The organism is Cupriavidus nantongensis (assembly GCF_001598055.1).
GTDB classification, from domain to species: Bacteria; Pseudomonadota; Gammaproteobacteria; order Burkholderiales; family Burkholderiaceae; genus Cupriavidus; species Cupriavidus nantongensis.
In genome coordinates this window covers 1,513,182-1,535,901 of the sequence record NZ_CP014845.1, presented here as the reverse complement: position 1 = coordinate 1,535,901, position 22,720 = coordinate 1,513,182, and the positions used below count along the sequence as shown (strand labels likewise).

The window sequence follows — 22,720 nt, the reverse complement described above, 5'->3', positions numbered from 1 at the left end:
TACAACAAGGGGTAAATGTGTGACACGGTGCGCCCAAAACTGGCCCGATCAAGGGATAACCCGCAGCCGAAGAACCAATGAAATCGGTAAAATGTTGTCAGACAACGTAACACATGCCCTTGGTTTAATTGCCGGGCTGGAGCAGACATGGCAGTGACCCCTACCGCGGCCCCGCAGGCGTCGCGCCCCCTCTACATCACGATGCATGCGCACGACAACGTCGCCATCGTTGCCAATGACGATGGCCTGCCCGCAGGCACCACCTTCCCCTGCGGCCTGGCGCTGGCCGAGGCCGTCCCGCAAGGCCACAAGGTGGCGCTGGCGGACCTGCGCGAAGGCGACGCGGTGATCCGCTACAACGTCGTGATCGGCTACGCGCTCAGGGACCTGCCGCGCGGCAGCTGGGTCAACGAGCGCGTGATCCGCATGCCGGCCGCGCCTGGACTGGACGACCTGCCGGTCGGCACGCGCGTGACGCCGCTGCCGCCGCTGGGCGGCTATACCTTCGAGGGCTACCGCAATGCCGACGGCTCGGTCGGCACGCGCAACATCCTGGGCATTACCACCACGGTGCAGTGCGTCGAGGGCGTGGTCGAGTTCGCGGTGCGCCGGATCAAGGAAGAGCTGCTGCTGAAGTACCCCAACGTCGACGACGTGGTCGGGCTGGAGCACACCTATGGCTGCGGCGTGGCTATCGACGCGCCCGATGCCGGCATCCCGATCCGCACCATCCGCAATATCGCGCTGAACCCCAACTTCGGCGGCGAGGTGATGATCGTCAGCCTGGGCTGCGAGAAGCTGCAGCCGGCGCGCCTGATCGGCGCCGGCACCATCCCGATCCAGAGGGAGGGCGAGCCCGATGTGGTGTGCCTGCAGGCCGAGCAGCACGTGGGCTTCGCCTCGATGATCGATTCGATCATGGCCACCGCGGAAAAGCACCTCGCGCGCCTGAACGCGCGCCGGCGCGAGACCTGTCCGGCGTCGGACCTGGTGGTGGGCGTCCAGTGCGGCGGCAGCGATGCGTTCTCCGGCGTCACCGCCAACCCGGCGGTGGGCTTTGCTACCGACCTGCTGGTGCGCGCCGGCGCCACCGTGATGTTCTCCGAGGTGACCGAGGTGCGCGACGGCATCGACCAGCTCACCGCACGCGCCGCCACGCCCGCGGTGGCCGAGGCGCTGGTGCGGCAGATGGCCTGGTATGACCGCTACCTGGAGCAGGGCCAGGTCGACCGCAGCGCCAACACCACGCCCGGCAACAAGAAGGGCGGCCTGTCCAATATCGTCGAAAAGGCGATGGGCTCGATCGTCAAGTCCGGCACCGGCCCGATCCACGGCGTCAGCGGCCCGGGCGAAAAGGTCACGCAGAAGGGCCTGATCTACGCCGCCACGCCCGCCGGCGACTTTGTCTGCGGCACGTTGCAACTCGCCGCCGGCATGAACCTGCACGTATTCACCACCGGGCGCGGCACCCCGTACGGGCTGGCGGAAGTGCCGGTGATCAAGGTCTCCACCCGCAATGACCTGGCGCGGCGCTGGCACGACCTGATGGACGTCAACGCCGGCCGCATCGCCACCGGCGAGGCCACCATCGAGGAAGTGGGCTGGGAGCTGTTCCACACGCTGCTGGCGGTGGCCAGCGGCAGGAGGTCATGGGCGGAGCATTGGAAGATCCGCAATGCGCTGGTGTTGTTCAATCCGGCGCCGGTGACCTGAGTTTCGGCCCGAGCGGCCGGCACACAGTCAGTCCCGCTATCCGCTGATCGCCTTCAGCCGCGGAATCAGTTCCTGCAGGAACTTGCGCGTAGCCAGCGTCGGCCGGCCAAGCCGGCGCTGGATCAGCGACAGGCGATGCGCATCGGCCGGAATGTCGACGATGGCAATCGTGCGCATGCCCCATTCCTCGGCAATCTTCGCGGCATAGGAGGGGGCGATCAGCACGCTGTCGCCTTGCTTGACCAGCCCTAGCGCCGAGGTCAAGGTGCCGACTTCCACCCCGCTCGGCAGCACTACGCCCTTGTCCGCAACCAGCTGGTCCAGCGTCCTGCGCACGCTGAAGAAGCGCCGCAGGCTGATGTGGTTGAAGCGCGCAAGGTCGGCCAGCCGTATCCGCTCGCGGCTTGCCAGCGGGCTATCCTTGCTCACCACGGCGCGCATGCGTCCCTGGTAGACCACCTCCGAGGCCACGCCCGGCAGCTCGCCCTCGACCGCACCCAGGCCGAAGTCGACCGCGCCGGCGCGCACGCTTGCCACCGTCTCGTCGGTGGAAAGCTCGTGAAGCTCGAAACGCACGCCTGGAAACCGCTTCCTGTACTCGGTAATGGGCGCGGCGAGCAGGCCATAGATCATCAATGGCGACGCGGCAATGCTGACCTTGCCGCGCTTCAGCGCCGCGAGCTCCTCGACGCTGCGTGTCGCCGCCTGCATGGTGGCGATGACGTCGACGGCAAAGGCATGGAACTCGATGGCCGCATCGGTCGGCTCCACCCGCCGCGTGGTGCGGTCGAACAGCGCAAAGCCGAGCTGGGTCTCGAGTTCGGCAATCACCTTGCTCGCCGCGGATTGCGTGATGTTCTGCCTGGCCGCAGCAGCGGTAATGCTTTGCGTTTCAAAGACCGCCAGGAACAGGCGCAACTGCCGCAAGGTTATGTTCATTCCTGCACCGACTGGATTCATGAGAAGAAGTCGATTGTGTCATGAATGCATCTGTCTCTACCATCAGGCCTTGCAGTGATTCGACGCGGGCAAACCGCGCGCCAGATGGAGGAGACACGAAATGTTCCGGACCTTGTCGTTGCGGCGCTGCCTGGCCAGCGTCTGCCTGCTGCTGTTTTCGTCAGGCGCACTGGCGGGCGGCGATTATCCGCAGAAGCCGGTGACGCTGGTGGTTCCATTCGTCGCCGGCGGCATGACCGACGTGCTGGCCCGACAACTGGCCGCAACGATGCAGAAGGCCACGGGCCAGCCGGTGCTGGTGGAAAACCGCCCCGGCGCGGGCGGCATCATCGGCGCGGAGAAGGTCGCCCGTGCGCAGCCTGACGGCTATACCCTGCTTGTCACCACCACGGCCCATGTGGTGAATCCGGCGATCACCAGGCGCCTGCCTTATGACACGGAGCGAGACTTCGCACCGATTGCGCTGCTGGCTAGCACGCCGAGTGTGCTGGTGGTCAATCCGTCGGTTCCCGCGCGCAATCTGCAGGAATTGCTCGCGTTCGCACGCCGCTCCGGCAGCGTCAGTTACGGGTCGGCGGGAACCGGCGGCACTACGCACCTGTCGGGCGCCTTGCTCGCCAGCCGCACCGGTGCGCCGCTGCTGCACGTGCCGTACAAAGGCACGGCCGCGGCCGTCAATGACTTGCTGGGCGGACAGATACAGGCTTCGTTCGTCGATGCACTGACTGCGCTCAAGTACATCCAGGCCGGCAAGCTCACGCCGGTGGCCGTCACGACGAAGACTCGCGCGGCGGTCCTGCCCGATGTGCCGACGGTCGCGGAGCAGGGCGTGCCGGGCTACGAAACCGAGATCTGGATCGGATTCTACGGCCCCGCAAGGCTGCCGCCCGCGATCCAGGCGCGGCTGAACGAGCTCGCGCGCAGCGCGATGAACGAGCCGTCATTCCGGGAAATGCTGCGGCAGCAAGGCACGACGCCGGGCCGCATGCCGGTCGCCGATTTCCAGCACTTCGTGAGCCAGGAAATCCGCAAGTGGGGCGACATCGTCGAGCGCAGCGGCGTCGAACCGCAATAGCAGGCATCGCGAGCACGGTCGCGGCCGCGTCATAACACCAGGAGACTCCATTGAAATCCGCACTTCCCTTTGCCATCGCGGCGTTCGCCACCGTTGCGCACGCCGGCGAAACCTACCCCGCCAAGCCCGTCACACTGGTGGTGGCCTACGCCGCCGGCGGCATGACCGACATCCTCGCGCGTCGGGTTGCGGCCGATCTGCAGGCGCAGACCGGGCAGCCATTCGTGGTGGACAACAAGCCCGGCGCGACCGGACAGATCGCCACCGATTATGTGGCGCGGCGGCCCGCGGACGGATACACCATCCTGGTCGGCGCGACCAGCCACGTCATCAATCCCGCGTTGAAGAAGGCGCTTCCGTACGATGCCAGGAAGGCATTCGACCCGGTCGCGCTGCTGGCCATCAGCCCCAACTTCGTGCTGGTGAACGCGAACCTGAACCTGAAGACGTTCGCCGACCTGAAAACCTATGCGCGCACGCATCCGTCGATTCCGTATGGCACCGCCGGGATCGGCGGCGCCCCACATGTGGTTGGCGAGCTGTTGCGTGTCCAGAGCGGCCTGCCGCTGGTGCATGTCGCGTACAAGGGCGCAGGCCCTGCGATGGGCGATCTGGTGTCGGGGCAGGTGCCTTTCGGCGTCGCGGAGTCGGTCACGGCCAATGCTTACCTCAAATCCGGAAAGATCGTGCCGCTCGCGGTGGCCTCGGCGCGCCGCAGCGAGCAGTACCCGGCGGTGCCGACGCTGAACGAGCTCGGCTACAAGGGCTTCGACCTGACCACCTGGGTCGGCGTCTACGCGCCAGCCGGCACGCCGCCGCAGGTCCTGGCCACGCTCAACCAGGGCTTTCGCAAGGCCATCGCCAGCCAGGCGACTTCCGACTACATCCGCTCGACCGGATCAGAGCCCGGCAACATGGACCTGCCCACCTACAAGGCGTTCGTGCAGTCGGAGATGGACAAGTGGAAGGCTGTGATCCAGCAGGCGGGGGTCAAGGATGAGTAATCGCGACTACGCATCCGTGCGCAGTGTGGAGTCGCCCGAACTGGCGTTCTTCGCGGCGCTTCGCTCGGGCACGCCGAAGGTGCAGTGCTGCCAGCGATGCGGCAAGCGCTTCTTTATCCCGCGTACGCATTGCCCGGTGTGCCGCAGCACGGACTACCAGTGGGTGCCGATGACGACCGCCGGCACGCTTTACTCCTACTCCGAGATTCCGCCGCAGGGCGCCAGCCCGGGCAGGAATGTCGTGCTGGTCGACATGGCCGACGGCTTCCGCATGATGTCGACGGTTCCGGCCGCCGGCCCCGGCGAGCTGGTAATCGGCATGGGCTTGATTGCCCGCGTCGACGCGAGCACGGAACCGCCGCGCATTGTCTTTGAGGAGGGCGGCAAATGATCGATTGGGAGCAATCGTTGCGCGGCAGCATCGCCATCGCCGGCAGTGCCACTGCGGGCATTGGCGATGCCGGCGGACAGACCGACCTGGAGATTACCTCGCGCGCCGTGCACGCCGCCGTCGCAGACGCCGGACTGGCGATGACAGAGATCGATGGATTGATGAGTGCCAGCCTGGCTTCGTCGATGTGGGTGGTGAAGCTGGCCGAGTACCTCGACCTCAGGCCGGCGTTTTCGGACAGCACGCAGATTGGCGGCGCGTCTTTCGTCGGCCATCTGCTGACGGCGGCCGCGGCGATTCGCGCGGGCCTGTGTCGCAACATCGTGATTGCGTACGGCGCGACGCCGCGCGGTGGGAACAGCGTCTCGGCAACGTCGCCCGCACGCGCCAGGCTGGACCCCTATCCGTTCGAAGACCCGTTCCAGCCCTTCAATCCACCGACCAGCTATGCGCTGGCCGCGATGCGGCATATGCATATGTACGGCACCACGCGCGAGCAGCTCGCGGAGGTCGCGGTGTCGGCGCGCAAATGGGCGCAACTGAACCCGGAAGCGTTCCGGCGCGAGCCGCTGACGATCGACGAGGTGCTCGGTGCCAAGCCGGTGTCGTCGCCGTTCACGGTACGCGACTGCTGCCTGGTGACGGATGGCGCGGGCGCCATCGTGGTGACGAGTGCGGATCGCGCCAGCAGCCTGAGACGCCAGCCGGTCTACGTACTGGGGACGGCCACCTCGCATCACCATCGCCAGATCTCGTGCATGGACGACCTGACCGTGACCGGCGCGCGCATCACCGGCGCCCAGGCCCTGAAGCGGGCCGGGGCGAGCCTGGACCAGATCGACGTGGTGCAGCTCTACGACGCGTTCACGATCAATCCGATTCTTTTCCTCGAAGACCTTGGGTTCTGCGAGAAGGGCGAAGGCGGCCGCTTTGTCGAGGACGGGCGGATCGCCCCGGGCGGCGCGCTGCCGGTGAATACCAATGGCGGCGGCCTGTCCTGCGTCCACCCCGGCATGTACAGCATGTTTGGCCTGGTCGAGGCCGTGCGCCAGTTGCGTGGCGAGTGCGGCGAGCGCCAGGTGCGCAACGCCAGGACCTGCCTGGTCCATGGCAACGGCGGCGTGCTGAGCGCACAAGCCACAACCATCCTTTCAACTGAGAGATAAAGCAATGCTGAACGGTAAAGTCGTCTTGGTAACGGGCGCGGGCAACGGCATCGGCCGTGCCGCGGCCATCGAACTGGCGCGGCAGGGCGCGGCGGTGGTGGTCAACGACCTCAGCGTCTCGCTGGACGGCCAGCAGGCCGGCGCAGACGCCGCGGCGAGCGTGGTCGACGAGATCGTGCGGGCTGGCGGCAAGGCCGTCGCAAACGGCGACTCGGTGGCCGACTATGCCGGCGCGCAGCGCATGATCGAGGCGGCGGTGAAGAATTTCGGACACATCGACGCCGTGGTCAACAACGCGGGCATCGTGCGCGACAAGATGTTCCACAAGCTGACGCCGGAGGATTTCGATGCGGTCGTGAAGGTGCATTTGTACGGCACCTTCAACGTGAGCCACGCCGCGGCACAGCACTTCAAGGACCAGTCGGGCGGCAGCCTGATCCACATGACGTCGAATTCCGCGGTCATCGGCAACCGCGGCCAGGCCAACTACTGCGCCGCCAAGCTCGGCATCGTCGGCCTGTCCAAGGCGATCGCGCTGGACATGCAGCGCTTCAACGTACGCTCGAACTGCATCGCGCCGCTTGCCTGGAGCCGGATGACCGAAACGATTCCGGCCAAGACCGCCGAGCAGGCGCGCCATATCGAGAAGATCCGGCGCATGGGGCCGGAAACCATTGCGCCGTTGATCGCGTATCTGGCGTCCGACGAATCGGCCAGCGTGTCGGGCCAGGTCTTTGCGATCCGCCTCAATGAGATCTTCCTGATGAGCCAGTCGCGCCCGGCCAAATCGGTCCACCGTTCCGACGGCTGGACCCCGCAGGCGATTGCCAGCCACGGCATGCCGGCGCTGCGCCAGTCGTTCATGCCGCTCGATACCTCCGCGGAAGTGTTCGCGTGGGACCCGGTGTGAGCGCACCATGGCGATCGATTACCACCGGCTCAAGTCAGCCGCGTTCGCACCGCTGCGCCACGCCTACGGCCCGGATGACTGCATTCTTTATGCGCTGGGCGTTGGCGCCGGGCTGAGCGATGATCCCGCGATCGGCGATGAGGTCGAGTACCTGTATGAGGAAAGGCTGAAGATGCTGCCATCGATGGTCGCGGTCCTCGCGTATCCCGGCTTCTGGATGCGCGACGCGGTACACGGCATCGACTGGCGCCGGGTCGTGAACGGCGAGATGCGGATGACGCTGCTGCGCCGGCTTGCGACTTCCGGCGAAGTCGTCAGCCGCAGCCGCGTGACGCGGATCACGGACAAGGGCGCGCGCGGAGGCGCGCTGGTCGTGACCGAACGGTCCCTGTTCGACGCGCAGACCGGGCAACCGGTCGCGCGCGTGGACCAGGTCAACGTGTGCCGCGGCGACGGCGCCTATTCGGCGGGAGACGCCTCGCAGTCGGACGATGCCTTGCCGCCGATCCCGCGCCCCCCGGAGCGCAAGCCCGACGATCGCCTGGTGCTTCCCGTCAGCAGGAACCAGGCCGCCATCTACCGGCTCACCGGAGACAGGAATCCGCTGCATATCGATCCCGACAGCGCGAAGCTGGCCGGCCTGGATGCGCCGATCCTGCATGGCGCGTCGATGGCGGGCCTGGCGGCCAGGGCGGTGATGACGACGCCGCCGTGCGCGGACGCCTTCGTCTGCCGGCTCGACATCCGCTTTAGCGGGATGGCGTATCCGGGGCGCGCCGTTGCGGTCGAGCTCTGGCGGTCGCCCGAAGCGACGCGCTTCCGTTGCAGCGAGGCCGATAGCGGCAGGGAACTGGCGTTCGGCGTTGCCGCGTGGCAATCATCGGCTTCCGTGGAGGCATGACCATGCAGGACAAAGTGATCGCATCCGCGGCAGAGGCGGTTGCTGACATCCGCTCTGGCGCGTCGATATTCGTGGGGGGATTCGGTGGCTCCGGCATCCCGACGCAGCTGCTCGCGGCATTGCTCGCGCGCACCAGCGTGACCGACCTGACCCTCGTCAACAACAACGCCGGCGCGGGCGACGCCAGTTTCGTGGCGCTGGTGCGCGCCGGGCGCGTGCGGCGCATTGTCTGCTCGTATCCGCGCATGCCGGGCTCTGAAGTCCTGCGCGAACTCGTGCTGGCCGGAAAGCTGCAGGTGGACGTGATGCCGCAGGGAACGCTGGTCGAACGCATCCGCGCCGCCGGAGCAGGACTGGGCCCGTTTTTTACGCCGACCGGATACGGCACGCCGTTCGCATCGGGCAAGGAGTCGCGGGTCATCAACGGACGGGGGTACATCCTGGAGCAACCGCTGCATGCCGACTACGCCTTCATCAACGCCTGGCGTGCCGACCGGCTCGGCAACCTGGAATACCGGTACGCCCAGCGCAATTTCGGGCCGGTCATGTGTACGGCGGCGAAGACCACCATCGTCGAGGCCGACACCATCGTGGCAACCGGCGCCCTCGACCCCTGCCACATCGTGACGGCCAGTGTCTTTGTCAGCCGTGTTGTCCGGAGGGAATCATGCGCTACCTGACCCGAGACGAGATCGCCCGCATGGTGGCGGAAGATTTCCCGCGGTATGCCGTTGTAAATCTAGGGATCGGCATGCCGACGCTGGTGACTGAGCATATTGCGCCGGGCCTCGGCATTCACCTGCATAGCGAGAACGGCATTCTCGGCATGGCGCAACGCGATCCGCAAGTCCCGCCGGACCCCGACCTGATCAACGCCAGCAAGGAGCACGTGGCGCTCCAGCCTGGCGCTTCGATTTGCGATCACGCCTTGTCCTTCACCATGATGCGGGGTGGGCACCTCGACATCACCGTGCTGGGCGCATTCGAAGTCGCGGCCAACGGTGACATCGCCAACTGGGCGCTGGGCGAGGGCGATCCGCTGCCTTCCGTTGGCGGTGCCATGGACCTTGCGGTCGGCACGCCAACGGTGTGGGTGATGATGGAGACGCTGACGCGTTGCGCGGCTTCGCGCCTGGTTTCCCGCTGTTCGCTGCCGCTGACTGCGCAGGGCGTGGTCAGCCGGGTGTATTCGGAGATCGGCGTCTTCGACGTGGAAGACGACCACTTCGTGCCCCGGCGCCTGATTGCGGGGGTGGGGCCTGAATCGTTGTCCCGGTGGGTATCCGGACCGGTCGCGTGGCCGGTCGACAGGCCAGCCGTGATCGCGTTGCCACCGGACGGGCGAGGCGGCTGACATGGAGCGTAATGACATGAAGCAAGACATCGTCGCGGAAGCCACGGCATGGCTGGAGCAGGCCCTGGCAGTGCTGCGCGAGGAATTTCCGGCGCATGCCAATCCTGGCCAGCCGTGCCGCATCCGATGGAATGCACTGCTCTGCGACGCCGACTTGGTCGCGCTGACCTGGCCGCAAGCGCTGGGCGGCCGCGGCTTGCCGACGTCGGACCTGATTGCCTTTCACGCGCTGTGCGCCAGGTTCGGCGCACCGCAACCGATCAACAGCATTGCGCATTCGATTCTCGCGCCGACGCTGCTGCAGTTCGGCACGGACGCGCAGAAGGCGAAGTTTCTTCCCGGCATTCGCGCGGGTACGGAGATCTGGTGCCAGGGATACTCCGAGCCGGGCTCCGGCTCCGACCTGGCCTCGGTCCGCACGCGGGCAGCCAGGACGGACGGCGGCTGGGTCGTCAATGGCCACAAGATCTGGACCACCCAGGCGCACCTGGCGCGATGGTGCTTCGCCCTGGTCCGTACCGAAGCCGGAAGCGTTGGACACCGGGGCCTGAGCTTCATGCTGGTGGACATGCGGTCGCCCGGGGTGCGCGTCGAGCCGATCCGCCAGCTGACCGGTGAGGCCGATTACAACGAGGTTTTCTTCGAGGACGTGCGGGTACCGGACGGGCACATCGTTGGCGAGGTTGGTGACGGCTGGCGCATTGCGATGGCGGCTGCCGAATTCGAGCGCGGCATCTATTTCCTGCCCCGGGTGGTGCAGCTCGAGCACGAACTGGATCGGGCCAGAACGCTGCTGGAGCAGGCGCAGCTTGACGACGCGGATACCGGCGCTTATCGCCATCGGCTGCTCGAGGTCAGCGACAGCTGCCAGGTCATTCGCTGGCGTGTCGAACAGGTGGTAAGCCAGGTCGCGGCAGGAAAGACGCCTGGCACGGATGGCGCGATTCTCAAGCTGCTATGGAGCGAAACGCGCCAGAAGGTGATCGAGCTGCAGCTGGACCTGCTGGGCGAGCGCGGCATGGTCGGGCCTGACGCTGCCGGTGCGTACTGCGAAGACGCCGCGGTCGTCAGGGAGTTCTTGTGGTCTCGGGCCGAGACAATCGTGGCCGGCACCTCCGAGATCCAGCGAAACATCATTGCGGAGCGCATCCTGGGGCTTCCGAAGGACAAACATGCCAATCCAAGCTGAAGCGGAAGACATGCTGCTCGCGTCGTTCGACCGGCTCATGCGCGAGCAGCACCCGGTCGCCTATGCACGCAGCGGCCCTACGCTGGATGAGCCGGGGCACTATGCAAAGTGGGCGCTCCTCGACGAGGGCGGCTGGCTTGAACTCGCAGACTGCGAGACCGAACCGCAGGCGTATTACCCGCTTGCCCTGGGTGAAATGATGGGGCGGTCCTTGCTCAACCTGCCGCTGGCCTTTTCCGCCTACGTGCTGCATCCGCTGTGCCAGCAGGTTCCGGAACTGCTCGGTGCCGGCACCGTATTGCCATGGCGCCAGCATCCCGGCGTCGGCCGCGTGGACCCGGCAGGGCAGGATGGCGCGAGCGGGCGCTTCATCGATTTCCATGGGCGGCGCGCGTGCTACTACAGGCTAGCGCGCGCCGATGGTCGCGACGATGCCTGGCACATCCGGCGTTATGACGGCGCCGAGGTCGAGGTGGTCACAGGCCTGGACGTGTGCGGAGCGCTCGCAAGCCTTCCGGCTGGCAATCCGGCGGCGCAAGCCGGCTTTCACCTGCCATTGGGCAGCATGCAGGCGCTGTTGCGCAGGTATCTGGCAGTGGAACTGGCGCAGACCCTTGGCACGGCGGCTGCCGCGCTGGATATGGCTGTCGCGTACGCAACAGAACGCCGCCAGTTTGGCAAGCCGATCGGCCAGTACCAGGCCATCAAGCATCCGCTGGCCAATGCCTGGGTCGCGCTGGACAACGGGCGCTATGCCATCCGTGCCCTGTTGGACGACGGCGCGGCGCCGGGCGTGGCGGGCATCGCGGCGCGCCTTGTGGTGGCGGCCGCCACGCAGGCGACCAGGCTGACGATCCAGGTCCATGGCGGCATTGGCTTTGCCTGGGAGCATGACGCGCATCTGTTCCTGAAGCGCGTTTATCACAAGCGAACGCAGGTTCAGCGGCTGGCGAGCGTACTGTGAACATATTCCAGATCTCGATAATTGTATGAACACAATTCGCTTGTTGGCATGAGTGTTCCGGGCCGAACATGGCGGCTGTCAGACAAGGAGACATGGATGAAGGCCCTGATTGCCGCCCTGGTTGCCCCGATGACCGCAATGGTCATCGCCCCCACTGCCTTCGCGCAAGGCGATTCCTACCCCAGCCGTCCCGTCAAGCTGGTGGTGCCGTTTACCGCCGGGAGCGCCTCGGATACCGCGGCCCGCATCGTTGCCGAAGAAGTGCGCAATTCGCTGGGTACCGTTGTCGTCGACAACCGGCCCGGTGCCAACGGCATCATCGGCGCGACCTATGTGGCGAAGTCGCCGGCGGACGGCTACACGCTGCTGCTGACCAGCAGTTCCACCCATTCCGGCATCGAGGCGCTGTACAAGCGGCCCGGCTACGATCCGATCAAGGACTTCGTCCACATCTCCCGCATCGCCACCATTCCGATGGTGCTGGTGACGCGCCCCGATGCGCCCTACAAGTCGGCGCGGGACATGGCCTCTCACGCGCAGAAGAGCCGCCTGCGCTATGGCTATGGCAGCGGATCGGCGCAAATCGCCGCAGCGACCTTCTCGCAACTGGCCAACGTGCCTGCCGATGCGATTCCCTACAAGAGCCAGCCTCCGGCAGTGACGGATCTGCTCGGCAGCCAGATCGACTTCATGGTCGCCGACACCTCGGTGGTGATGAGTTTCCTGAACGGCGGGAAACTGAATGGCCTGGCGATTACCAGCCCGAAGCGCCTGCCCGAGCTGCCGAACGTGCCGACCATGGCCGAAGCCGGCTACAAGCAGTTCGACCTGGTGGTGTGGGTCGGCCTGGCGGCGCCGGCCGGAACGCCCGCGGCGATCGTGGAGCGATGGAACCAGGCGGTGAACCAGGCGGTTACCCGCCCGGCCGTCGTGGAGAAGCTGGCGCGACTCGGCATGGTCGCCGCGCCGGCGACTACGCGCGAGTTCGCGGCATTCACCGTCGCGCAACGCGGCATCTGGACATCCCGTGCTGCCAAGGCCGGCGTGGAGCAGCAATGACGAACGAAGCAGCGCAGAATGCCGGACCGCTGGCCGGCGTGCGCGTGCTGGACCTGACCTCGGTCATCATGGGACCGGTCTGCACGCAGATCCTGGCCGACTACGGCGCCACCGTGGTCAAGGTCGAGCCGCCGGAAGGCGACGTGATGCGCCACGCCGGCAACAAGCGCGCGCCCGGATTGGGCGCGATGTTCCTGCACGCCAACCAGGGCAAGCAGTCGCTCATCCTCGACCTCAAGCGCGAGGCGGATATCGCCACGCTCAGGGAGATGCTGCCGACGTTCGACGTGCTGGTGCACAACGTCCGGCCGCAGGCCATGCGCAGGCTCGGCCTGGACCACGAGGCGGTGCGCAGGCTGAACCCCGGCCTGGTATATGTCGAACTGTCGGGCTATGCCGGGGGCGGCCCGATGCGCGGACGCGCCGCCTATGACGACGTGATCCAGGCCCAGGCCGGGCTGGCGGATTTGTTCGCCCGGCAGACCGGCGGCCCGCCCCAGTATGTGCCGACGCTGATTGCCGACCGCGTGACCGGTCTGACCGCCGCGCACGCCACCATCGCAGCGCTCTACAGCCGGCAGCGCAGCGGACGCGGCGATACCATCCGCGTCTCCATGTTCGAGACCATGGCCGCGTTCGTGCTGGGCGACCACCTGGGCGGCGCTTCCTTCGAACCCGCAGCCGGCGCCATGGGCTACAGCCGCCTGCTCACGCCGCACCGCAAGCCCTACCAGACCAAAGACGGGTACATCGCCGCGGTGGTCTACAACGACAAGCACTGGCGCTCGTTCTTCGAGGCCATCGGCGAGGTCCCGAGGTTCGAGGCCGACCCGAGATTCCAGACGGCCGCTGCGCGCGCCGACAATTACGACACCATCTACGGCTACCTGGCCGAAGTCATGGCAACACGCACCACGCAAGAGTGGATGGAGTTGCTGGAAGGCGCGGATATTCCCCACGCCCGCGTCAATCGTGTCGAGGACCTGGTGGATGACGCCCAGCTCCGGGCCGTCGGGTTCTTCGACGAACGCGACTTCGGCGATGCCGGGCAACGGCGCATCGTTGCGCGCTTCCGCTCACCGGCAGCCACGAACGACTTTCCCGCACCCGCCCCGACGCTGGGCGGCGGCACAACGAACCCTGGACACTGACGATGGAAAACCTGAAACACCTGGCGCTGCAGGTCTCGGATCAAGGCGTGGCGACGCTGCGGATTGCCAACGGCACCAGCCTCAATATCCTGGACTCCGACACGATCGTCGAATTCACCGGCACGCTGCGCCGGCTGGCAAGGCGCCAGGACGTGCGCGTGCTGGTGTTGCGCGGCACCGGCGACAAAGCGTTCATTGGTGGCGCGAACATCAAGGAGCTGGCGAAGCTCGACCCCGAGACAGCGGTGGCCTTCATCACGCGCCTGCACGATCTGTGCGAAGCGGTGCGCGACTTTCCCGTGCCGACGATTGCGCGCCTGTCCGGCTGGTGCATGGGCGGCGGGATGGAGTTTGCCGCGGCATGCGACATCCGTATCGCGGATGACCAGGCCAACTTTGCCATGCCGGAAGTGCGGATCGGGATCCCTTCCGTCATTCATGCCAACATCCTGCCGCGGCTGATCGGCGAGGGCAACACGCGCTGGCTGCTGTTGACGGGTGCGTCGGTTGACGCGGCGCGGGCGCAGGCGTGGGGCTTCCTGCACCAGGTCGTGCCGAACAGCGGACTGGATGATGCCGTTGCGCATACGGTTGCCGAAATCCTCGAATGCGGTCCCGCAGCGGTGCGCGCGCAGAAGGCCTTGCTGCGCGCCTGGGAAGACCCCGTTATCGAGCGCGGGCTGAAGCACAGCATCGAAGTGTTCGGGCAATGCTACGCCGGCCCCGAGCCGGACGCCTACATGACCCGCTTCTTCGAGCGCAAGCGGCAACGATGAAAGGCGCGGGGCCGTCGGGTATGATCAACGGCTCTGCCAAGCCTGTGCTGCCCATGAACTTCACGCTCCGGGAGTTTCGCGTCTTTCGCGTCGTCTACGAACTCCGCAGTTTCAGCGGCGCTTCGCAGACGCTCCACATGACGCAGTCCGCGGTCAGCAAGGTATGCCAGGAGATGGAGTCGAAGGTCGGTCAGCGGCTGTTCGAGCGCTCGACGCGCAAGGTGGTACCGACGCTCCTTGCCGACCAGCTGTACCGGCATGTCTGCGAGGTGCTCGGGACCATGGATGCCGCCGAACGCAGCATGCGCAGCCTGCTCAACATGGAAGCCGGCGAGGTGAGCGTCGCTGCTTCGCCGATGCTTTGCGTGGGGCTGCTGCGCAAGGCGGTCACCGCGTTCCACCACGCTTATCCCGCGATTCGCATCGGCCTGCATGAATTGTCCACCGATGAAACCATCGACTATGTCGTCAACGGCAAGGCGGACTTCGGCCTGGCATCGATCGAGGGCGCGCACCCGAAGCTGACCATCGAGCACGTCTTCAACGAAACGATGTTTGTCGTCTGCGCCGCGGATCACGCGTTGGCGCGCAAGCGCTCGGTAAGCTGGGAGCAGCTGGCGGCCTGGCCGCAGATTTCATTGCATCCGACCTTCAGTACGCGGCGCACCGTGGACCGGGTCTTCGCGTCCCGGCGCCTGGCTTATGCCACCGCGATCGAGGTCGGCACGGTGCTGTCGGCCATCAGCTTTGCCAAGGCGGGTGTCGGCGTGGCGGTGCTGCCGGGCTATGTCACCGAGCTGGTAGGCGAGTTCGGCATGGTGGCGAAGGCCTTGCCGGCCGAAGGCGTCGAGCATCCGATCGCCATCATCACCCGGCACAACGCCATGTTGTCGGCGCCGGCAGCGCGTTTGCTGGACGACGTAAGGCAGTCGCTGGAACAAGGACCGCGCGCCACGTCATAGTGGGGGACGCTTGTCGGCGTCAGCCAGTGCCAGTCCCCCGCAACGGCTTCAGCAAATACCCCAGCCCGTTGTGATCCAGTTCATGCATCAGCGCCAGCAGTGCACCGATCTGTCCCGGCGGAAAGCCTTCGCGCGCGAACCAGTTCAGGTAGTTGCCCGGCAGGTCGGCGATCAGCGTGCCCTTGTGCTTGCCAAAGGGCATGGTGACGGTGACCAGGCGTTTCAGGGCGTCGGCGTCGAAATCGGTCATGGGAGCAAGCAAAGCGGAAAGCGCCACGCTACCACAGTGGCGCTGGCGATAACGGAACTCAGATAGCGCGTGGGCGCGCGTGGGCAGAGGCGGCGGTTGCCTCTGCCACGGCGGCGCGCACGCATTCGGCCAGCAACTCCGCGGCACGTGAACGCGTGGCGCGCGCCGCGCGCGCGATCACCAGCGGCTGGCGCACGGTGTCTTCGCGGATCGGTTTCTCGACCACGGCGGTGATCTGCGACGATGCGGGCGCCTGCGTGATCAGCAGCGCTACGCCCAGGCCGTTGGCGACCATGCCGCGCGCCAGTTCCAGCGAGGTGGCGCGGTAGCGCACCTCGGGCTGCAGCCCGTATTGCCAGAACGGCGCCATCAGGAATTCGCGGCTGTGCGGCAGGTCGATCAGGATCAGCGGCTCCTGCGCCAGCTCGTGCAGCGAAACGCCGCCACGGCGCCGTGCCAGCCGCGAGCCGGCGGGCACCAGGCCGTAGGGCCGCAGCTCGGCCAGCAATTCGCGCTCGAGGTCGTCGGGCATGCCGACGTCGTAGCTCAGCGCCAGCTCGATCTGGCCGCCATGCAGCCAGTCTTCCAGCTGGGCCAGGTCACCCTCGACAAAACGCACCGCCAGGTTCGGATAGCGCTCGCGCGCCAGGCGCAGCAGCACCGGCAGGTAGACCGGCGCCAGCGTGCGGAACACCCCGATCTGCACTTCGCCGGCCGCGCCGTCGCCGCTCTTGTCGACTTCGAACGCCGTGGCCGCGCCCAGGATGTGGCGGGCTTCGGCCAGCTTGCGCACGCCGAAGCGGGTCAGGGTCATGCGCGCGCCGGCGTCGCGGGCAAACAGCGCTTCCTCGAACAGCGTCTCCAGCTCGCGGATGGCGACGGAGATCGACGGCTGCGACACGTTGAGCAGCCGCGCCGCCGCCGTGGTGCTGCCGGTTTCCGCGGTCGCGGCGAAGTAGCGCAATAGCCGCAGCGAGATACGCGAGACAGGCATCAGGAAATCCTATAGGTGCTAGTCGAATTCCATATTTTACTTGATAGCTTGCGCTGCGCAGAATCGGGCTACTGAAACGCAAGCCATGCGCTTGCAAGCCATCGAGGAGCAAGCCTTGGATCCTTCCAGCGATTCCACGCATTCCAGCCATTCCGACCTGCCGCTGGCCGGCATCCGCGTGATCGATTTTTCGCGGGTGCTGGCGGGCCCTTATTGCACGGCGCTGCTGGGCGACCTGGGCGCCGAGGTGATCAAGGTCGAGCCGCCCGGCGGCGACGACTACCGCGCTGTCGGGCCTTTCGTCGACGGCAGGAGCGGGCTGTTCGCGGCGATGAACCGCAACAAGCAGAGCATCGTCATCGATCTGAAGACGGCGGCAGGGCTGGAGCTGGCCCGCGCGCTGTGCGCGCGCGCCGACGTGGTGGTGGAGAACTTCCGCCCGGGCGTGGCGGACAAGCTCGGCATCGGCTACGAGGCGTTGCGGGCGCTGAATCCGTCCCTCGTCTATGCGAGCGTGTCGGGCTTCGGCCAGACCGGGCCGGAATCGCACCGGCCGGCCTACGACATCATCCTGCAGGCGATGTGCGGGCTGATGGATGCCACCGGCGCGCCCGACGGTGCGCCGACCATGCTCGGCGAGGCGGTCTCCGATGCGGTCAGCGGGCTTTTTGCCTCCTGGGGCGTGCTGGCGGCGCTGCTGGCGCGCGAGAAGAACGGGCGCGGCACGCATGTCGATGTGTCGATGTTCGACGCCACGCTGAGCCTGAGCGCGACGCTGGTCGCGCGCTATGCCGCCACCGGGCGCGCGCCGCAGCGGGTCGGCAACCGCCATCCGTCGTCCGCGCCGTTCGGCGTGTACCGCGCCGCGGACGGGTTCTACGTGGTGGCGGTGCTCAACAACAAGCTGTTCCACACGCTCGTCGAGACCATCGGCTGCCCGGAGATGGCGCACGACCCGCGCTTTGCCGATGACGAATCGCGCTGCCGCTTCGAGCCCGCGCTGCGCGCCGGGCTGGAGGCGTGGTCGTCAGGCCTGACCGTCGCCGAGGTGAACCGCCTGCTGGGCGCGGCCGGCATTCCGGTGGCGCCGATCCGCAATGTCAGGCAGGCGCTGGAAAGCGAACAGGCTGTCCATCGCGGCCTGCTGACCGAAGTGGCCGGGCCGGACGGAAGCACGCTGCGGCTGCCGTCGCAGCCGGTGAAGTTCTCGGGGTATGGCCCCAACCGAGTCACGCCCGCGCCTGAACTGGGGCAGCACACCGGGGCCATCCTGGCCGCGCACGATTTCAGCAAGGAGACACAACATGCTTAACAGGCTCAAGCGACTTGGGGTCGAGCCGGCCGACCTGGAAATTGCCGATGCCGTCGGCCGCTTCGCGCAGAGCGAACTGGCGCCGAAGGCGGCCGAAGTGGACCGCGCGGAAACGTCGACCACGCGCTATGTGCCGCAGCTGGCGGAACTCGGCCTGATGGGGATGAACCTGCCGGAACGCTGGGGCGGCACGGAGACTTCGCCGGTGGCGCTGATCCTGTCGCTGGTGGAGGTCGCCAAAGCCTGCGCTTCGACATCATCGATGCTCGGCGCACACTACCTGGCCACCGATTCCATCCTGATCGGCGGCGACGACAGCCAGCGTGGGCGCTATCTGCCCGACGCGGCGGCCGGCACCCGGCTGGGCGCGTTTGCACTGACCGAGCCGCGCGCCGGTTCCAACCCGGCCGACATGGCCACACGCGCCACGCCCGAAGGCGATGGCTACCGGCTGCGCGGGGTCAAGCACTTCATCTCCAACGCCGAGGCGGCGGACTTTATCGTGGTCTATGCCAAGACCGACCCGGCCGCGGGCACGCGCGGCATCAGCGCCTTCGTGGTCGACCGCCGCAGCGACGGCGTACAGGTGGCGCCGGCCGAGAAACTGATGGGCATCCATGGCGCGCCGGCCCATGAGGTGGCGCTCGACTGCTTCGTGCCCGCCGCCAACCGGCTCGGGCCGGAGGGCACGGGATTCCGCACCGCGATGAAGGTGCTCGACAACAGCCGGCTCGACGTGGCCGCCACCAGCCTGGGCATCGCCGAGGCGGCGCTGGCCTGCGCGGTGGACTGGGCCCGGCAGCGCCAGGTGGGCGGCGAGCCGCTGGCGCGCAAGCAGGGCCTGCAATGGATGTTCGCGGACATGCGCACGCGGCTGGAGGCGGCGTGGCTGCTGACGCTGCAGGCCGCGGCGCGGCGCCGCGACGGCGAGCCCTTTACCGAGCAGGCGTCGATGGCCAAGCTCTATGCGTCGGAGATGGTGGGCTTCGTTACCGATGCCGCGCTGCAGATCCACGGCGGCTACGGCTTTACGCGCGAAATGCCGCTGGAGCGGCTGGTGCGCGATGCGCGCATCCTCCGCATCTACGAGGGCTCGTCGGAAATCCAGCGGACGGTGATCGCGCGCGCGGTGCTGGGGTAGGCGCCGCCGGAAGGCGGGCGGCTAGGGTCAGGGCGTTTCCGGGGTATCAGGTGCGGAGGGCGTCGCCGGTGCCTGTGCTTCGGCAGGCGCCTGCGCTGGCTCAGCCGCGGCCGCAGCGGCGGGCGCGGCAGTGGCCGCAGGCGCGGCAGCCTTGGCCTTCTGGCGTGCGGCGCCGGCGCGGCGCGCCTTCAGTTGCTGGGCGCGCTTGGCGTCCGCCAGCGTGACCACGCCGGCCTCGTTGCCGTCCAGGTCCAGCCGCTTGGCGCCTTCCACCATGCATGACCAGTAGCGCGTGCCGCTGCACCAGGTGCGGATCGCCTCGCGCAGCTCGGCCTCGTCCAGGCCCAGCTTTGCCGCATGCTGGGTCAGGTCTTCGAAAGTGCCGATCTTCAGCGGCACCTTGGGCGCCGGGTTCTTTGGGAAGGCCTTGGGAAAGTGTTTCTGCAGCCGGGCAATGGAATGCACCACCGGATCGACCTGCTTTCCCGGCGCGGCGGCAGGCGCCGCACCGCGGCCCTTGGCGCCCGCGGCAGCGCCCGCACCCGCGCCGCCGGTACGCTCGCCGTCCCGGGGGCGCTTCGGCGCGTCCTTGGATGCGCCCTTGGACTTGCCCTTCGATGCGTCGCCGGTCGCGCCTTGGCGCGGGCCCTTGCGCTCGCCCTTCCTCGATTCGGCGGCCGCCTTCTTGGCGAGTTGGTCCCTGAGTGCTGCCAGTTGTTCGAAGCCCATGATGTCTGCCGTTGTGTGAACCGGGATTGTATCAAGGCCGGGCAACGGGGCGGCAACGGCAGGTGAGTCGCCGGCGTCAGGCAGGCTGGTCCACGCGCGCGACCTGGCGGGATACCCGGCAACTGGCTGCATGCGGCCCCGCGTAGACCACGGCCGCGCCGGGGTAGCGCGCGGTATGGGCCTCCACGCTGGCGAAGGAATCAAAACCGGTCACGCCGCCTCTGGACCCGTCGGCAAAGACCGGGGTCGCATACCAGCGGCCGCATAACGGCCCTTGCAGGATGAATTTGACGATATTGGGCACATCCGCTCCCGATTGAGGCGCCCGGGGCCGATACATTGAGGAAACACCATGCCTGGGTTGCGGCCGGGCGGATTCCGGAACGGCGGGCAAGGCCGCCCGCCGGCTTCTTCAGTTGGTGCGCTTGCCGGTCTTGCGCTGCGCGCCGCGAATGTCGGTATAGCCAAGCTCGCGCATGTCGATCCACACCTTGCCCCAGGCAATGCCTTCCGCCATGGCGCGTTCCAGGGTGCGGTGGCTGCCGAGCGGACCCGACAGGATCACGGTCTGGCCGTCGCGCTCGACCGATACGGAAGCTTCGAACAAGGCATCGGCCAGCGGGCGGGCGTTGCCGCGCACGACGTAGCCAAAATAGTTTTGTGTGGCCATCGCTGCTCTCCTTGTCTACCCATCGTCTGTGCGGCGTCGCGTCGTGGGCATGCTTTTGCATCGAGTGCCGGGGCGTGGGACGCCTGCATCTCCTTGCCATGCTAGCGAACTCGGCACGCTGTCGGAGCATGCCGGGCATGTACGGAATCTTGCCTTTCGTACCGGGAGGGGCACTCGGCCACGGGAGGGCGATAGCGGTTGGCGCGACCACCGCCACCGCCACCGCCACCGCGCTTGCTGATGTACATTGCCTTCATTCGCTGCGGTCGTGCGCCAGGCACGATCGGCGGCCATGTGCCTGCATCGGAGTTCCTGCCCCCGTCCCCGTACCGGACCCGCCATGCCGTCGACCTTTATTTATTCAAACCGAGCCCGCAACCCGGAGGCTATGGAGGCCGAACTGCAGCTGGCCGATCGCGCCGGATATATCGTGGATCTGAGCCGGGCCTTCTGGGAACACCAGCCGGCGTCGGTGCTGATCGCGGATCGGCCCAGGCTGCAGGCGATGCTGCGGCAAGTCCGGCACGGCGACACGGTGGTGGTGATGTCGTTGCGCTGCCTGGGCTCGACCGTGGCGGAAACGCTCGACACCATCGGCCGGATGCGGCTGCTTGGCGCTGCGCTGTATTGCATGCAGCTCGGGCAGGTCAATCTGGCCAGCGCCACGCCGCCGCAAGCCGTGAAGGTGCTGCGCGCCGCGGCCTCGCTGGAAGGCTCCAGGCGCAGCGCGCGCATACGTGAAAGCCTGGCCGCGGCCAAGGCGGTTGGCCACTCCGTCGGCCGTCCGCCGAAACACACGCCCGAACAGCGCGATGCCATCCTGCAGGCGTTGCAAGCCGGGGAATCGGTCAGCGCCACCGCGAGGCGCTTCCATACCACGCGCCAGACCGTGATGCGCATCCGCGCCGGCAGCGGTGCCCCCGCGCCCGAGGCCGCCAAGGCCTGAAGCGAAGTTCGTCGACTCCCGGCGCCGCCGGATGGACATTGCGTTTGGAACGATACTTGCGTGAATCCGGTATTTCCACGCGAAGTAGCGAGGCTCCCATGATGCGCGACACCGTTGTGGTCGGTACCTCAACCGGAGGGGTAGATGCCTTGCGGCAGCTTGCCGCGGGCCTGCCGGCCCGCTTCGATGCCGCGATACTGGTGGTGCTGCACATCGGCGCCAACCCGAGCATGCTGCCGCAGATGTTGATGCAGGCGGGGCCGCTGCCGGCGCATCACGCACGCGATGACGAAGCCGTGCTGCCCGGCGTGATCTATGTCGCGCCGCCCGACCACCACCTGATGATCGACGGCGAGCGCACCATGCTGCGGCGCGGGCCGAAGGAGAACTTTGCGCGCCCGGCCATCGACCCGTTGTTCCGCAGCGCGGCGATCAGCCGGCGCAACCGGGTCATCGGGGCCATCCTGACCGGGCAGCTCGACGACGGCTCCGCCGGCCTGCATGCGGTGCACGAGTGCGGCGGCATCACCATCGTCCAGGACCCCGACAGCGCCTATGCCCCCGACATGCCGCGCAACGCGCTGCGCGCCGTCACCCCGCATTACGTGCTGCCGCTTGATGGCATTGCGTCAGAGCTGGCAAGGCTCGCGGGCAGCCCGGCGCATGCCACGCCCGTGCCCCCCGCGCCGCTGGTGATGGAACATGCACTGTCGACCGGTCCCTCGTCCATCGATGCAGTCCAGCAGATTGCGTTGCCTTCGGCCCTTACTTGCCCCGAATGCGGCGGTGCGCTCTGGGAGATACGCGACGCAGTGCCGCCGCGCTTCCGCTGCCATACCGGCCACACCTTCGGGCTGCTGACCCTGCGCCACGCTTGCAATAACGCACTCGAGCACATGCTTTACGATGCGCTGCGGGCGCTGCACGAGCAGAATGAACTTTATACACGTATTGCGGCGTATCATATGCAAATTGGGGACACTGACGTGGCACGTCAGTACACCGAGGCAGCTGGCCGCGCGGCAGCGTCCGCGAAGCGTATCGAAGGTTGGCTTCGCGAGAGCTAGCGCCCGGACCGGCCGGCGCATTCCTATCTTTCCGTG

25 protein-coding genes are annotated in these 22,720 nt (G+C 67.2%); 19 read left to right on the top strand and 6 right to left on the bottom strand.

Annotated features, from left to right (window positions below):
- Nucleotides 1-147 precede the first annotated feature (147 nt).
- Nucleotides 148-1,713, top strand: coding sequence for a galactarate dehydratase (gene garD, locus A2G96_RS27900; RefSeq protein ID WP_062803397.1), 1,566 nt, complete (start codon nucleotides 148-150; stop codon nucleotides 1,711-1,713).
- A gap of 36 nt (nucleotides 1,714-1,749) precedes the next feature.
- Here the strand turns inward: garD and A2G96_RS27895 are convergent, their stop codons facing one another.
- Complete coding sequence (locus tag A2G96_RS27895) at nucleotides 1,750-2,652, bottom strand: LysR family transcriptional regulator (RefSeq protein ID WP_167354401.1); 903 nt, start codon at nucleotides 2,650-2,652, stop codon at nucleotides 1,750-1,752.
- Nucleotides 2,653-2,773: 121 nt separating this feature from the next.
- On the opposite strand from A2G96_RS27895, the gene A2G96_RS27890 reads away from it, so the two are divergent.
- From A2G96_RS27890 to A2G96_RS27825, 14 genes are all read left to right on the top strand, one after another.
- Complete coding sequence (locus A2G96_RS27890) at nucleotides 2,774-3,748, top strand: Bug family tripartite tricarboxylate transporter substrate binding protein (RefSeq protein ID WP_062803395.1); 975 nt, start codon at nucleotides 2,774-2,776, stop codon at nucleotides 3,746-3,748.
- Nucleotides 3,749-3,798: 50 nt separating this feature from the next.
- Nucleotides 3,799-4,752 carry a Bug family tripartite tricarboxylate transporter substrate binding protein gene (locus tag A2G96_RS27885; protein WP_062803394.1) on the top strand — a complete coding sequence of 318 codons (954 nt, stop codon included), beginning with the start codon at nucleotides 3,799-3,801 and terminating at the stop codon, nucleotides 4,750-4,752.
- Complete coding sequence (locus A2G96_RS27880) at nucleotides 4,745-5,143, top strand: Zn-ribbon domain-containing OB-fold protein (RefSeq protein WP_150124275.1); 399 nt, start codon at nucleotides 4,745-4,747, stop codon at nucleotides 5,141-5,143. The genes A2G96_RS27885 and A2G96_RS27880 overlap by 8 nt, the downstream gene beginning before the upstream one ends.
- Nucleotides 5,140-6,309 (top strand): thiolase, encoded by a 1,170-nt coding sequence (locus tag A2G96_RS27875; RefSeq protein WP_062803392.1) that lies wholly within the window; start codon nucleotides 5,140-5,142, stop codon nucleotides 6,307-6,309. The genes A2G96_RS27880 and A2G96_RS27875 overlap by 4 nt, the downstream gene beginning before the upstream one ends.
- Before the next feature lie 4 nt (nucleotides 6,310-6,313).
- Nucleotides 6,314-7,219 carry an SDR family NAD(P)-dependent oxidoreductase gene (locus A2G96_RS27870; protein ID WP_062803391.1) on the top strand — a complete coding sequence of 302 codons (906 nt, stop codon included), beginning with the start codon at nucleotides 6,314-6,316 and terminating at the stop codon, nucleotides 7,217-7,219.
- A 7-nt stretch (nucleotides 7,220-7,226) separates the two neighbouring features.
- On the top strand, nucleotides 7,227-8,120 hold the full coding sequence (locus A2G96_RS27865; RefSeq protein WP_062803390.1) for a MaoC/PaaZ C-terminal domain-containing protein: 894 nt from the start codon (nucleotides 7,227-7,229) through the stop codon (nucleotides 8,118-8,120).
- Nucleotides 8,121-8,122: 2 nt separating this feature from the next.
- A complete protein-coding gene (locus A2G96_RS27860) occupies nucleotides 8,123-8,800 on the top strand; it encodes a 3-oxoacid CoA-transferase subunit A (protein ID WP_062803389.1) in 678 nt (225 codons plus the stop codon).
- On the top strand, nucleotides 8,788-9,474 hold the full coding sequence (locus A2G96_RS27855; RefSeq protein ID WP_062803388.1) for a CoA-transferase: 687 nt from the start codon (nucleotides 8,788-8,790) through the stop codon (nucleotides 9,472-9,474). The genes A2G96_RS27860 and A2G96_RS27855 overlap by 13 nt, the downstream gene beginning before the upstream one ends.
- 16 nt (nucleotides 9,475-9,490) lie before the next feature.
- Complete coding sequence (locus A2G96_RS27850) at nucleotides 9,491-10,663, top strand: acyl-CoA dehydrogenase family protein (RefSeq protein WP_150124274.1); 1,173 nt, start codon at nucleotides 9,491-9,493, stop codon at nucleotides 10,661-10,663.
- On the top strand, nucleotides 10,647-11,627 hold the full coding sequence (locus A2G96_RS27845) for an acyl-CoA dehydrogenase family protein (protein WP_082819124.1): 981 nt from the start codon (nucleotides 10,647-10,649) through the stop codon (nucleotides 11,625-11,627). The genes A2G96_RS27850 and A2G96_RS27845 overlap by 17 nt, the downstream gene beginning before the upstream one ends.
- Nucleotides 11,628-11,723: 96 nt before the next feature.
- Nucleotides 11,724-12,686, top strand: a complete 963-nt coding sequence (locus tag A2G96_RS27840; RefSeq protein WP_062803385.1) for a Bug family tripartite tricarboxylate transporter substrate binding protein — start codon at nucleotides 11,724-11,726, stop codon at nucleotides 12,684-12,686.
- A complete protein-coding gene (locus tag A2G96_RS27835) occupies nucleotides 12,683-13,837 on the top strand; it encodes a CaiB/BaiF CoA transferase family protein (RefSeq protein WP_062803384.1) in 1,155 nt (384 codons plus the stop codon). The genes A2G96_RS27840 and A2G96_RS27835 overlap by 4 nt, the downstream gene beginning before the upstream one ends.
- Nucleotides 13,838-13,839: 2 nt before the next feature.
- Nucleotides 13,840-14,613 carry an enoyl-CoA hydratase gene (locus A2G96_RS27830; protein WP_062803383.1) on the top strand — a complete coding sequence of 258 codons (774 nt, stop codon included), beginning with the start codon at nucleotides 13,840-13,842 and terminating at the stop codon, nucleotides 14,611-14,613.
- The gene (locus A2G96_RS27825) at nucleotides 14,610-15,575 is read left to right on the top strand and encodes a LysR family transcriptional regulator (RefSeq protein ID WP_335340569.1); all 966 of its coding nucleotides are present in this window, start codon (nucleotides 14,610-14,612) and stop codon (nucleotides 15,573-15,575) included. Before A2G96_RS27830 ends, A2G96_RS27825 begins: the two co-directional genes overlap by 4 nt.
- A gap of 19 nt (nucleotides 15,576-15,594) precedes the next feature.
- Here the strand turns inward: A2G96_RS27825 and A2G96_RS27820 are convergent, their stop codons facing one another.
- Nucleotides 15,595-15,825, bottom strand: a complete 231-nt coding sequence (locus A2G96_RS27820) for a DUF3820 family protein (RefSeq protein WP_062803381.1) — start codon at nucleotides 15,823-15,825, stop codon at nucleotides 15,595-15,597.
- A 58-nt stretch (nucleotides 15,826-15,883) separates the two neighbouring features.
- Nucleotides 15,884-16,819: a LysR family transcriptional regulator gene (locus tag A2G96_RS27815; RefSeq protein WP_062803380.1), complete on the bottom strand. Its 936-nt coding sequence runs from the start codon at nucleotides 16,817-16,819 to the stop codon at nucleotides 15,884-15,886.
- An 85-nt stretch (nucleotides 16,820-16,904) separates the two neighbouring features.
- Here A2G96_RS27815 and A2G96_RS27810 point away from each other — a divergent pair, with 85 nt between their 5' ends.
- Nucleotides 16,905-18,131, top strand: a complete 1,227-nt coding sequence (locus A2G96_RS27810) for a CaiB/BaiF CoA transferase family protein (RefSeq protein ID WP_062803379.1) — start codon at nucleotides 16,905-16,907, stop codon at nucleotides 18,129-18,131.
- The gene (locus A2G96_RS27805) at nucleotides 18,124-19,272 is read left to right on the top strand and encodes an acyl-CoA dehydrogenase family protein (RefSeq protein ID WP_062803378.1); all 1,149 of its coding nucleotides are present in this window, start codon (nucleotides 18,124-18,126) and stop codon (nucleotides 19,270-19,272) included. The genes A2G96_RS27810 and A2G96_RS27805 overlap by 8 nt, the downstream gene beginning before the upstream one ends.
- 27 nt (nucleotides 19,273-19,299) lie before the next feature.
- Here the strand turns inward: A2G96_RS27805 and A2G96_RS27800 are convergent, their stop codons facing one another.
- From A2G96_RS27800 to A2G96_RS27795, 3 genes are all read right to left on the bottom strand, one after another.
- Nucleotides 19,300-20,001 (bottom strand): ProQ/FinO family protein, encoded by a 702-nt coding sequence (locus tag A2G96_RS27800; protein WP_062803377.1) that lies wholly within the window; start codon nucleotides 19,999-20,001, stop codon nucleotides 19,300-19,302.
- A 76-nt stretch (nucleotides 20,002-20,077) separates the two neighbouring features.
- On the bottom strand, nucleotides 20,078-20,305 hold the full coding sequence (locus tag A2G96_RS32850; RefSeq protein WP_082819123.1) for a hypothetical protein: 228 nt from the start codon (nucleotides 20,303-20,305) through the stop codon (nucleotides 20,078-20,080).
- A 108-nt stretch (nucleotides 20,306-20,413) separates the two neighbouring features.
- The gene (locus tag A2G96_RS27795) at nucleotides 20,414-20,671 is read right to left on the bottom strand and encodes a hypothetical protein (RefSeq protein WP_062803376.1); all 258 of its coding nucleotides are present in this window, start codon (nucleotides 20,669-20,671) and stop codon (nucleotides 20,414-20,416) included.
- Nucleotides 20,672-21,059: 388 nt separating this feature from the next.
- On the opposite strand from A2G96_RS27795, the gene A2G96_RS27790 reads away from it, so the two are divergent.
- Together A2G96_RS27790 and A2G96_RS27785 are read left to right on the top strand one after the other, a co-directional pair.
- Entirely contained in the window at nucleotides 21,060-21,617 is a 558-nt protein-coding gene (locus A2G96_RS27790; protein WP_082819122.1) for a recombinase family protein, read from the top strand.
- A gap of 98 nt (nucleotides 21,618-21,715) precedes the next feature.
- Entirely contained in the window at nucleotides 21,716-22,684 is a 969-nt protein-coding gene (locus A2G96_RS27785; protein WP_062803374.1) for a chemotaxis protein CheB, read from the top strand.
- Nucleotides 22,685-22,720 lie beyond the last annotated feature (36 nt).